An 11,638-nucleotide genomic window follows, 5' to 3' on the forward strand; every position below is an offset into this window, starting at 1 on the left:
CGGCCCCTTTCCCGCCCTGCCCCACTGCCGCCTGTCGGACCGCCTCAGTCCTGCGGACCCTCCAGGAGGGTGCGCAGCTCCACCAGCGCCTCGCCCAGACGGGCCGCGAAGGTGTCCATCTCGGCCGCCACGGTGCGCGGCGTGCTGAGGTACACGTTGAAGCGGTCGGGCAGCAGGACGTACGCGACGCCGATGCAGCAGGTGCTGGTCGCGCCGAAGCCGAAGTACTGGATGTTGACGGACGGCGCGGAGCTGGTGCTCAGGTAGTCGTCGCGCATCGTCAGCCAGCCCGGCGTGCGGTACAGCGCCGGCTGCTCGCTGACGCCCAGCTCGGTACCCCGGCGCCCCTGGATCAACTCCAGTTCCCACAGGTGCTGTTCGGGCGCCCGGCCGGCCTGGCATTCCTTGGCGCGCGCCACGTGCGCGGCGGCGGCGGCGCGAAACGCCGCGCGGCGGGTGTCGGCGGAGGCGTCCGGGTCCTCCATCGCGGCGGTGAACTCGCACATCTCGGGGGTGACGACGCGCATCGCCTCGGTGCGCCCGTGCCGGTACTGGCGGGTGGCGATGGACTCGTAGGTGGCGCCCAGGTGTCCCTTGGCCCGCAGGTGGGCGAGCTGGTAGGCGGCCTGGACGAAGGCGTCGGGCGAGACGCCGAGCGCCTTGGCCGTACCGCTGCCGAAGTCCTCGAAGGACAGCGCCCGGGTCGCGGTGTCGGCGCCGTACTGGGCGAACTCCTCGGCGGCGGTGCGTACATGGGCGCGCAGGGAGTCGGTGAGGACGAAGGTGATCGGCTCCAGCGCGGGCAGGCCCTGGGAGCGGGCGCCCGAGCGGCGGGAGAGTTCGGCGGCCGGGGTCTCCAGCAGGGCGTCGGTGAGGGCGAGGATCGTGGTGCCGTCCAGCTCGCAGTGCTCGACGTTGATGCCCGCGCGCCCGTCGGGGAAGACGATCAGGGAGAGGGCCTTGTCGAACCAGCGGTTGCCGCCGTCCCCGTACAGCAGCCGGTCGCAGGCGTCCTTGGTGTCGGCGGGGGTGGCGTCCTCCAGGCAGAGGCACAGCAGCGCGCTCTCCACGTCCTCCAGCGCGGCCGCGTTGGCTGCGTCGGCCGAGTCGCAGGCGAGCAACTCCTCGCGGGCGGCGGCCCATTGGGCGCGCGCCATGGTGGTGAGGTGGCCGACCGGGTACTGCGGCCCGGACGGGGCCTCGGCGCCCGCCTTCAGGACGGCGCGCAGGGCGGCCTCCAGGTCGTCGAGGCTGTGCGGTACGCCGTCGGGGCCCAGCACGTCCATGCGGTACATGCCGCCCCGGTGGAACACCACGATGTGGCGGGCCGCGGAGGGGCCGGGGTGCGCGTCGGAGTAGGGGGCGCGGACGGTGTCCTGGAGTGCGCCGGGAATGCGGGTAGTGGAGAAGAGGAACCTGTTCTGCACCATGGTCTGCTGCCGCCCGCGCACCGTCGGCGGCGGGAGCAACTCGCGGTCCAGGCGCTGCTTGTAGTCGAGGGCGGCGGCGAGGAGGCCGGCGGCCCGCCCGGTCTGCGACTGCGCGGGGGAGGCGTCCTGGAAGAGGAAGAAGAAGTTGGCGTTGAGGGCGATACGGTCGCGGCGGCCCAGGTAGCGCCGCGGCCAGAAGGTGTCCAGCCAGCTGTGCACGCCCTCGGTGGCGTCGTAGCGCGCCAGCGCCGCGTGCAGGGCGCGGCCCGGCCCGCCCGGCTGCTGGAAAGCGGCCGTCTCGGCCTGGGTGGCGGCCAGTTCCTCCGGGGTCAGCAGCGGCGCGCACCAGTCGAGGAAGCGCGCGCAGCTCTCCTCCAGCGTGGGCAGCGGCACACGCGGCAGGTCGTACTCGCGCGCGAAGCTGCCGGGGGCGGGGGTGTCGGGGCTGGCGTTCACGGGTTTTCCTCTTCGACTGGGCGGCTGGTACGGGGAGTCGGGTACGGGTGTGCGGGCGGTCAGCCGGGCCGGGAGAGGTGGAGGCGCGCGTAGAGCCAGCCCTCCGCCTCCAGGCCGCGGGTGTCCACGCCGGCGGCGGCCATGGTCTCCAGGACGCGCCGCTGCTCCTGGGGGGAGGCGAACCGCCGCTGGCGGAAGACCTCTTCGCCGCGCACCGTCTCGTACCCGAGGTCGCTCAGCGCGCGCTCGATCGGGTCGAAGGGGATCATCCGCAGGACGAAGTGGGCCATCCACGGCAGGCGGCCGGACTGGGCGCGTACGACACGGGTGAGGGTGCGCTCGGTGACGTAGCCCAGGCAGCCCGTCGAGACCACCAGGTCGCTGCCGTCGAGTCGGGCCCGCTGGGCGGGGGTGGGGTCGGCGCGTTCCAGGTCGGCGTGGACCGCCTCGTCGAGGAAGCCGGCCTCGTGTGCGTAGGCCAGGGCGCGTCCGGAGGCGTCCAGGCCGACGAAGCGCAGGTCGTCGGCGGGGCGGCGGGCGCGCAGCAGGGCGCGGTCGCGCCGCAGCAGCTCCTCGCGGGTGTCCGCCGGCGCGGCGCCGTAGTGCGCGTACAGCTCGTCCATGGTCGCGTCGCACTTCAGCAGCGCGGCGTTGATCCCGTACGAGCAGCCGATGTCGAGCACCTGCGGGGTGGTGACGCGGTGGGTGTGGCGGTAGTCCTGGAGGAGTTTGGCGAAGTAGGGCTTGGCCTCCTGCGGGACGCGGTAGTCCAGCGGCCGCAGGAGGCGGAAGTAGTCGCGGGGGTCGGGCTGGTCGTAGATGTGGTCGAGCTGGGCTTTTCCGGTCGCGTCGAAACGCACGGGCTCCACTCCTTCGAGGGCGGTCGGGGGGAGGGCGGCTGTCAGTCCAGCAGCCGGTCGCCCCGTACGGCCCGGTGCTCGGCCGCCAGGTGCGCGGGCAGGACGCGGCCGAAGAGCTGCCTCGTACGGGCGACGCTGCCGACGACGCCGGGGTGCTCGCTGTAGGCGAAGATCGCCGAGTGGCGGGCGCGGAGGCCGCCGACCGGGGTGACCCGGTGCAGGGAGTGGCGGCCGCGGAAGAGCTGGAGGGCGCCGGGGCGCAGCGGCAGGCGGCGGACTCGCTCGGGCGCGCGGCCGTCGAGGACCGCGCCGACCGCGTCGAGGTTCTCCTCGCGGGGGGAGCGGATACCGGGGCAGTACTCGAAGACGCCGCCCTCGTCCGCCTCCTGAGTGAGCATGCTCACGGTGAACTCGTTGGTGTCGAAGTGCCAGGGATGCTGCTGTCCGGGCTCGATGACGTTGAGGACCAACCCGGAGAGCGGGTCGGCCAGTTCGTGCAGCCGGGGCAGCTCGAAGCAGTCGGCGACGAAGCGCTGGAAGGACTCGTCGCGGTAGAGGGCGCTGATGAAGGCGCCCGGAGGGATGCGGTCGCGGGGGACGAAGGCGTTGCCGCGCCGGAAGGTACGCCGGCCGGGGTGGTCCTCGGGGAGGGGGCGGTCCAGGGGGAGGTTGTAGACGTTGACGGTCTCGACGTCCGTGTACGCGTGGGGGGCGAGGGCCACGCAGTCCGCGCGCAGCGCCTCGTGCAGCGCCGGGTGGACGAAGTCCTCCAGCACGGTGCAGCCGGTGTCGGCCAGCTCCCGGCGGGCGCGGTCGACGACCGCCCGGCGCCGGGGATCGCCGGACCCCCCGGTCACGCGGTAGCGCTCGTGGTCGATGACCCGGTCGAGCGTCATGGCTTCCAAGGCACCCCTCCTTACGCACCCGCCGTCCACTACGGCCCGTACGCCGCGCGATCCGCCCCGTGATCCTCCAACTCCTACCGGGAGGCCGGTGAGTTGAAACCCGGTCGGAGCGGCGGCGGTCCGTCTGTGACGCGCTCCACACCGGGGGTGGCGCGGGTGGGGGGCCGGGGCCGCCCGCACACGTGGGCGGACTCGTCGGTGCCACTGCCCGTACCGCCTCACCGTCAAGCCCCGACCGCGCGGCGGCGCCCTGTGACAAGGCCGCTCGCGGACATAGGATGCCGTCCGGCAGGTGACCGTGCAGCGGACGCAGCGGAGGGCAGCGGGCACGTGGAAGATCGCACACTGGAAGCACTCGGGCTCCACCAGGCACCACGTGAGCATCCCCTGACCTATCCGGGGGCTTGGCCCGCCGAGTCCGGACTCCTGCACCAGCGCCGCCTGTTACGGCTGCGGCCGGCCGCCGACCGCCGCCTCGCGAAGTGGCTCGTCGAGCCGCCGCCCGGCGGGTTTCGCAGTGAGCCCGGGCTCGATGAGCCCGTGCGTCTCAACTACGCGCTGATGCGGGCCAACGAGACCCTGGTGGGCGAGCGCTTCCCCGTCCTGGCGGTGGGCTCCAACGCGTGCCCCGCGCAGCTGTGCCACAAGATGGAGGGCGAGGGCGCCTCCGCCACCATCCCGATGGTGAAGGCGGAGGTGACGGGCATCGACGTGGGTGTCTCCGCCTACATCAGCCCCCTGGGCTACATCTCCTCCTCCCCCATCCACGTCCCCGGCCTGCGCAGGGAGCTGTTCGTCACCTGGTTGGACGCCCACCAGCTGGAGATCGTGGACACGAGCGAGGGCATCTTCGACCCGGCCGGCGAGTACGACCGGGTGCTGCTGCCGGGCGGCGACTTCCCTGTCCGGCTGCCCTCGGGCGAGGTCCTGGGCGGGGTGTACGTCTACGTCCACCGCTACGGAGTCGTCAGCGGTAGCGAGACCCCCCCCCGCCGACATCTCGGCGAACGCCAGCTCCTCACCGACCTGTTGGGCGAGTCCCGGCAGCTGCGGGAGTGGTTCGGGGACACCGCCGAGGAGTTCAGTGCCCGGGCCCGCGGCAACGCGGAGCTCTGCGAGAAGGGCACCCGGCTGCTGGCCGACGAGGGGCGCGTCACCCGTTCGGGTCTTGAGGGGTACGTCACGGAGACGCCCGCCACCACCGTCTACGACGACCTCCACCCCCACGGCCCGCTGCCGGAGGGCTCGTACCGCACCGGCCGCACCCCCGACGGCTTCGACCAGCGCGGCGCGGGCGTCGTGCGGATGTCCGTACGGCTCGCACAGCGGCTCGGGAACCCCGAGCACGTCGTGGTGCAGAACCGCCAGGTCCCGCAGGCCCGCCACGAACGGCTCGGGGCGTTGGCGAACGTGGTGGCCGCACCCGACCTGGACGAGGAGTGCGAAGTCGTCCAGGTCGACAACTCCCTGCGCGTGGGTACGGGGTTGGAGCCCGGCGAGGCCGTCACGCTGCGGCCCGCCCGGCTCCTCGGCCGCAGGCGCCGGTGGCAGGACCTCGTCTTCGGACCGGCCAACTACGTCACCTGCCGCGTCCAGGACGGGGACCGGGCGAGCGCCGAGCAGGAGGTGTGCCTCCTCGACGAGATGACGCTGGAACTCCTCGGCATCGCGAGCGGCGACGACGTGGTGATAGAGGGCTTCCCCGGGGACGACGGCACCGTACCGGCCCTCCAGCTCAAGGCCATCCGGACCGGCGAGGAGGTCACCGCACGCCGCAAGCAGCTGCACGGCGGCAACATGACGAGCAGGTACCCCAGTTCCATCGACGCCCTGGGGGTCTACCCGGACCTTCCCTGGGTCTTCCTGGACCGCCGGCTGTGGTCGGGGCTCGGCCTGAACGGCCAGTGGCTGGGCACCGTACGCATCCGGTGCAGCCGCTCCTACCAGCTCAAGAAGGAACTGCGGGAGATGGTCTTCCTGCTGGGGCTGGCCTTCATCGGTGTCGTCACGGTCCTGAACAGCGTCGCGCTGCGGGCCCTCAGCCTCGCCGTGGTGGTCCTGCTGGTGGGCTTCGTCGTCAACGTGCGGATGCGTTCCCGCCTGATGCAGCGGGCCCGCCCGGTCGGCCGCAAACGCCGCCGACGCCGCACCGGACGGGTCTGACTACGGCAGGACCGCCACCGTCGCCGCATAGCTCAGCCCCGCCCCGTAGCCGAGCAGCAGGGCCAGGTCGCCGGTGTGCGCCTGGCCCGCGGCCAGCACCGCGTCCATGGCCAGCGGGACCGAGGCGCCCGAGGTGTTGCCGGCGGTCACGATGTCCTTGGCGACGGTGGTGGTGTCCGGCAGGCCGATCCGCTTCGCGATCGTGTCGATGATCCGGACGTTCGCCTGGTGCGGGATGAAGACGTCGAGGTCGGCCGGCGCGACCCCCGCGACGTCGAGCGCCCGCCGGGCGACCTCCGCCATCTCGAACGCGGCCCAGCGGAAGACCCGTTGGCCCTCCTGGCGCAGGTACGGGAAGTCCTCCTCCCCGCGGTCCTCCCGCAGCGCGTCCCACGGGCGGCTCTGCTCGATCGCGTCCGCCTGGGAGCCGTCAGCGCCCCAGACCACGGGGCCGAATCCGGGGGTGCCGGAGGGGCCGACCACCACCGCCCCGGCGCCGTCGCCGAAGATGAAGGCCGTCGACCGGTCGCGGAGGTTGAGCAGGTCGGTCATCCGCTCCACGCCGACGACCAGCACCTGGCCGCCACGGCTGCGGATGATGTCGGAGGCCAGCGCGACGCCGTGCACGAACCCGGCGCAGCCCGCCGAGATGTCGAAGGCCGCGGCCTCCCGCGCGTCGATCCGGTACGCGATCTCGGTGGCGACGGCGGGGGTCTGCTTCAGGTGGGTGAAGGTCGCGGCGATGACGCAGGTGATGTCGGCCGGGCTGAGGCCCGCGGCGGCGACCGCCTTGAGCGAAGCCTGCTCCGCCATCACCCCCAGCGTCTCGTCCGGCCCCGCCCACCGCCGGGTGACGATCCCGGAACGCGAACGCACCCACTCGTCCGAGGAGTCGACAAGCCGACACGCCTCGTCGTTGTCGACGACCCGGACCGGGCGGTACGCACCCACACCCGCGATCCGCGCGAACGGGGCGCCCTGCGACGCGATCAGCTCTCGACCCACTGTGCTGCTCCTCCGATTCCACGGCCCCGCTCGCACTCCGCCTTCATGCGAAGTCAGGACTTGTCACCCTCCCATGCCGAACGGCCCGAATGACCGCATGACGTCCGCGGAACGCTCATTGTTCGGTAAACACCGCCCCGCTCCCGCGCCACCCCAAACGCCCCTCGCACTTCCGTGGATTCGAACACGCCCGCCGGAGCACCTCACCCCCGTCTCCCCGTCCGTCCCCGCAGCGACGACAGGACCAGCCGCCCGTACCGCGTCGTGAGGGCCGCGGCCGTGACGACGACCGACAGGCCGAGCGCGACGAGCAGGTGCGCCGGGGAGTGGTCGTCAAGGACCTGGAGGATGCTGAGGGCGGTGCCCAGCGGCAGGCCGAGAATGGTGAGGACGCCCAGAGCGCCGCTGATCTGCTGGCTCTCCTGGGTCTGCACGAGCCTGCTGTAGTCCGCCGCCTCGCCCAGGACCTCACCGAAGCGGGCGGGGAGGCGGTGCTGGTTCTGGAACGCGAGGAGCAACTCGTTGGCCGCGCCGTGCGCGGTGAGGTGCTGGCGCCAGTAAGTGCTGCGGAACACGGCGATGTTCCTCTCCAGGGTGGCGACGCGGCGCGCCAGGCGTACGGAGTTGAACACCTCCGAGAGCTCGTCGGTGAGTTCGTCGATGTGGTCGCGCTGGAGTGAGCCGAGGAGCAGGGCGTCGAGGTAGACGGTACGGGCGTGCAGCGCGCCGAACTCGAAGAAGTCATCCACGCCGCCGTCGGGCCGGTGGCCGAGGAAGGCGGTTCCCTGGCGCAGCACCAGGGCGCTCCAGTCGCCCGATATCCGCACGACGTCCTTGAGTTGCCCGGCGGCGCTCTCCGGTGGCAGTGGAAAGTCCTGCGGGGTGGAGCGTGACGCCAGTTGCCACAGCCACTGGTCCGCGGTGGCGGGCAGTTCTCCTTCGGGTCCGGTCCGCAGGGCCGGAGTGTGTCGCGCCGTGGGGGTCAGGAACGCGATGGTGTAGGGCCGGGCGAGGGCGAACGGCGTGTCGGGGTCGCGGACATCGGCGATCCCGGCGAGCAGCACGGCCGGGTCCAGCGGCCCGCTGAGCGGTTCGCCAAGCGCGTTCGGACGTCGTCCACCGAACGCCCGCAGGACGGGAAGGAGCGGTGTCTCCACCCGGAAGTGCAGGACCGCCAGGGCGTGTTGCGGGCTGCGCCCGGTGGCGGCACGGAGGAGTTCCATGCCCACCAGGTGCAACCCTGCGTGCCTGACGTCCAGCGGCAGATGCCAGCGCCGCGGCCGTCCGGGCACCCCGTACAGCGCGCGGGCGCAGGCGGGTGCGAAGTAGGTGGCCCGGGTTCGGGCGTCGGTGCGGCGGCTGCCCAACTCGAAGGGGAAGGGGCCCTGCGGCCAGGTGGGAGCGCGCAGCAGCCGTACGGGCAGGAGCACTGTCAGTTCCTGGCGGGCCCCGACGGCGGTCTCGGGGAGCGGGGTTTCCGGGACGGTCACCGGTAGTACTCGGCCGGGTCGGGCTGGTCGAGGCGGATGACGAACTCCGCGCGGTCGACGCTTTCGGCGCTCACCTGGAAGCGGACCCGCTCGCCCGTCCGTATCGTCCGGAACCCCTCGGTCACGATCTGCCGGTAGTCGAAGCCGTAGTACCGTCCGTCCTCCTCGTCCTGGACGACGTAGAAGCCGACCGCGCCGCTCAGACCGCCGCCGCTCGCCCGCCGGTCCACGATGATCCCGTGGCGCGCCCCTCCGCTGCTCACTGCGATGCCCCTTCCGCCTCGAAGTCGCCTGCCGGTCCAGGGTCCTGTACGCATCGGAAGCCGACCGCGTTGCTCCCGCCGCGCTTGCGGTAGACGCCCTTGCCGCTGCTCTGCACCGCGCGCATCGGGTTGTCGTAGCTGCCGCCGCAGATGACCGCCTCGCCGGGGTCGTCCAGGGTGGTGGAGGTCCACTCCCAGCAGTTGCCAGCCATGTCGAGGATCCCGAACGGGGAGCGGTTTCCCGGCCGTTCACCGACGGGGGCCACGCCGGCTTCCCGTACTGCCTCGCCCGCGAAGTCGCGGTACCACGCCTGGTACGTGACAACGGGGCGGCCCACCCAGGTGTCGGCGCAGTTCACGCGGACGCTGTCCGGGGTGTCCCCCCAGGGGAAGAGGCGCCCGTCGCCGCCGCGCGCGGCGGCCTCCCATTCCAGGGAGGTCGGCAGCCGTTTGCCTTCGAACGCGGCGAAGGCGTGCGCGCTCCACCAGTTGACGCAGACGGCGGGATGGGCGTCGTAGCGCGGGTTGTCGTAGTAGTCGGGGCGCCTCAGCCGGTCGGTCCAGGGGTGGTGGGTGGTACCGGCCGGCTGGTCGGGGTGGTCCCACCGCGAAGTGCCGTCCGCTTCGAGGACGTTGAGGAAGCGGCGGTAGCGTGCGACGGTCACCGCGTTCCGGTCGAAGCGCACGGCGCGCCCGACGCGGCGGATCAGCAGCCGTTCGGCCGGGCCGACCAGGTACGCCCCGGCGGGCAGCACGCAGTCGTCGCTCTCCGGGGCGCCGGGCATCCCGGCGAGGAACGCCCGTACCTGCTCAGTGAGGAAGGCGCTGCGGGGAAGGTCCGCCGCCGACTCCCGGTGCTCCGGCCCGGTCAGGAACCTGGCCGCCAGCAGCTCCTGGTACGCCGTGTGTACGAAGGCGGTGTGCTCGCCTCCCGCGGGGCGCAGCAGCGGGGCGAGGACGCAGGCGTCGAGGTCGAGGCGCCCGCCCGTGAAGGCGCCGTGCCCCAGCAGGCGGTGGAGGTCGAGGAGGGAGAACACGGTGCGTTCGGCGAGGAAGGCATGGCCGAACACCGTGGGCAGCCGCTGCTCCAGTTCGGGCCGGCCTGCCTCGGCAAGCGTGCGCGTGAGGTGTGCGCCGAGGAGGTCCGCGAGCGGCTGTCCGGCGGGGAGGTCCAGGGCGGTGGCGAGGCGTGTCTCCAGCGGGGTCGCGCGGGGTTCGGCCAGGCGTACGACGTGGAAGTGGGGCACCCGGGACGGGTCGACCCCGTTCGCGTACATCTGCTCGACCAGCTGCTCGGAACGCCCCGCCCCGCTGTCCAGCAGCTGGCGCACCTGGGGGGAGTCGGCGAGGAAGGACACCCGGGAGCTCATGACCACCGAGGACTCGGCGGAGAGCACCGGCGCGAGGTCGGTGAAGAGGCGCAGGAAACCGGCCGGGCTCGCCTCGTCGACGCCTTCGTCCACGGCGTCGAGTACGCACAGCGCGGTGCCGGAGCGGATGAGGTAGAGGAAGAGTTCGTAGGCGTGCGAGCGGTCCGCGGTCATGGCCGGGGCGAGGAGGCGGGCCGCGTACTCGGCGAAGGGCTCGTCCCTCGGCTTCAGGCCGAGGTCGAAGTAGAAGCGGAAACGGCGCAGTCGCGGGTCTGCGGCCAGGGTGCGCAGGAGGGTGCTCTTGCCGCTTCCCGGTCGGCCGGTGACCAGGATGTTCGCGCTGCCGCGCGCCAGGCGGGCCAGCAGCTCCGCCGCGTCGCCGACCGGCTCCACCCGCGGCTCCCCGGTGCGGGGGTCGGTGGTCAGCGACGCGGCGGTGACCGGGGTGCGCCGCTCCCCCGGTTCGGTGGCGGGTGCGAGGCCGGCGAGGTGGGCGTCGAGATCGACGAGGGTGTCGACGAAGCCGTCGTAGCGCACGATCCGGACGTCGCGTCCCAGCATGGGGTGGAGGGCGGTCGAGTCCGTACGACTGCCGTCGCCGTCGCCGTTGTCCAGGATGACGAACCGGGTGAGTTTGGGCAGCCGGGTACGCAGCAACTCCCCGTCGCTGGAGGCGAGTACGGTGGCCAGGTCACCGGTGTCGCGGGAGAGCAGCAGTTCCACGTACTCCAGCCGGATCCCCGACTCGCGGCAGAACAGCTGGTACACCGTGTCCGGGCTGAGGACGAACCGCTTCGCCTGCCGGTAGCCGAGGGTGACGTACAGGCCGGCGAGGAACGCGCAGCGGCGCTCCACCTCGGGTGCCATGTCGGGCTCGCCGCCGAGCAGGGTGGCGCTTGCGGTGGCGGTGAACCAGACCAGCACGTCCACCAGTCTGCGGACCGCCAGCAGGCCGTCCTCCTCGCAGATGTCGTAGCCGTCGTGGGTGGAGCGGTTGCGCAGTCGCCGGATGTCGTCGAGCGCGTCCAGGACCGTACTGCTGCGGATGTACGGGCGGCAGCGCTTGACCAGGTCGTTCAGGGCCTTCGTCGCGGGGTCGCCCTCGATGCCGTGGTGGCGCCACAGCTGCTTGAGCAGCTTCTCGGTCAACTTCCCCACCAGGGCGATCGCGTTCTCGGGGTAGCCGTCATCGAGGGACTTCAGGGGGCGCTCCAGGTCGAGACCCAGGCGGTCGGCGATGCGTGCGTGGTCGTCGAGTTCACCGCGCAGGCGCTGCAACCGTTCGTCCACCCGCGCGCTCATCCGCGCACCCCGCTCCGCCGGCCGAGGATGAACACGAACCGGTCGGGGAAGACCAGTACGGGCTCAGGATGGGCGGCGCGCATCTCCTCGATGCCCTGTTCGATCTCGCTGTCGCTGAACGTGGAGAGCAGGGACATGTAGCGGCCGCGGACCATCCCGAAGTACTTCTCCCGGTCGATACGCAGCTCGTGCTCGACATGGCTCAGGCCGACCTCCAGCCCCGCAGCCTGCAACTGCCCCTCGATCACGGCCGGGTCGGGCTGCAGCTCCTCGAAGCGCGTGAGCGCCGCCTCGAACAGCGGGTAGCCGATGGCCGCTGGGAGCATCGCTATCAGCAGACCCCCCCCGTTACCTTCTTCGTGGCTCCGCAATGGGGCCTCCGGCCTTCGGGTCC

Annotated in this window: 9 protein-coding genes; 1 reads left to right on the top strand and 8 read right to left on the bottom strand. The window is 72.4% G+C overall.

The genetic code is table 11. The annotated features are described in order from the left end of the window. Window positions 1–44 precede the first annotated feature (44 nt). From ACFQLX_RS05260 to ACFQLX_RS05270, 3 genes are read right to left on the bottom strand one after another with little or no spacing between them, the layout of a single operon-like run. Window positions 45–1,886 carry a choline/carnitine O-acyltransferase gene (locus ACFQLX_RS05260; protein ID WP_386412442.1) on the bottom strand — a complete coding sequence of 614 codons (1,842 nt, stop codon included), beginning with the start codon at window positions 1,884–1,886 and terminating at the stop codon, window positions 45–47. Between the two features lie 59 nt (window positions 1,887–1,945). Further along, complete coding sequence (locus ACFQLX_RS05265; protein WP_386412444.1) at window positions 1,946–2,746, bottom strand: class I SAM-dependent methyltransferase; 801 nt, start codon at window positions 2,744–2,746, stop codon at window positions 1,946–1,948. 41 nt (window positions 2,747–2,787) lie between these two features. Next, window positions 2,788–3,642 (bottom strand): HalD/BesD family halogenase, encoded by an 855-nt coding sequence (locus ACFQLX_RS05270; protein ID WP_386412499.1) that lies wholly within the window; start codon window positions 3,640–3,642, stop codon window positions 2,788–2,790. 339 nt (window positions 3,643–3,981) lie between these two features. Here ACFQLX_RS05270 and ACFQLX_RS05275 point away from each other — a divergent pair, with 339 nt between their 5' ends. Then, window positions 3,982–5,814, top strand: a complete 1,833-nt coding sequence (locus tag ACFQLX_RS05275; RefSeq protein WP_386412447.1) for a hypothetical protein — start codon at window positions 3,982–3,984, stop codon at window positions 5,812–5,814. On the opposite strand, the gene ACFQLX_RS05280 is transcribed toward ACFQLX_RS05275, so the two are convergent. The 5 genes from ACFQLX_RS05280 to ACFQLX_RS05300 all read right to left on the bottom strand — a co-directional run bounded on the left by ACFQLX_RS05280 (window position 5,815) and on the right by ACFQLX_RS05300 (window position 11,570). Next, window positions 5,815–6,819, bottom strand: a complete 1,005-nt coding sequence (locus tag ACFQLX_RS05280; protein ID WP_386412449.1) for a beta-ketoacyl-ACP synthase III — start codon at window positions 6,817–6,819, stop codon at window positions 5,815–5,817. A 203-nt stretch (window positions 6,820–7,022) separates the two neighbouring features. Next, window positions 7,023–8,309 (bottom strand): hypothetical protein, encoded by a 1,287-nt coding sequence (locus ACFQLX_RS05285; RefSeq protein ID WP_386412451.1) that lies wholly within the window; start codon window positions 8,307–8,309, stop codon window positions 7,023–7,025. After that, on the bottom strand, window positions 8,306–8,572 hold the full coding sequence (locus ACFQLX_RS05290) for a hypothetical protein (protein ID WP_386412453.1): 267 nt from the start codon (window positions 8,570–8,572) through the stop codon (window positions 8,306–8,308). Before ACFQLX_RS05290 ends, ACFQLX_RS05285 begins: the two co-directional genes overlap by 4 nt. Next, complete coding sequence (locus ACFQLX_RS05295; protein WP_386412456.1) at window positions 8,569–11,244, bottom strand: SUMF1/EgtB/PvdO family nonheme iron enzyme; 2,676 nt, start codon at window positions 11,242–11,244, stop codon at window positions 8,569–8,571. The genes ACFQLX_RS05290 and ACFQLX_RS05295 overlap by 4 nt, the downstream gene beginning before the upstream one ends. Further along, a complete protein-coding gene (locus ACFQLX_RS05300) occupies window positions 11,241–11,570 on the bottom strand; it encodes a hypothetical protein (RefSeq protein WP_386412459.1) in 330 nt (109 codons plus the stop codon). The genes ACFQLX_RS05295 and ACFQLX_RS05300 overlap by 4 nt, the downstream gene beginning before the upstream one ends. Between the last annotated feature and the right edge of the window lie 68 nt (window positions 11,571–11,638).

Origin of the sequence: Streptomyces polyrhachis (genome assembly GCF_042663125.1) — a bacterium.
GTDB classification, from domain to species: domain Bacteria; phylum Actinomycetota; class Actinomycetes; order Streptomycetales; family Streptomycetaceae; genus Streptomyces; species Streptomyces polyrhachii.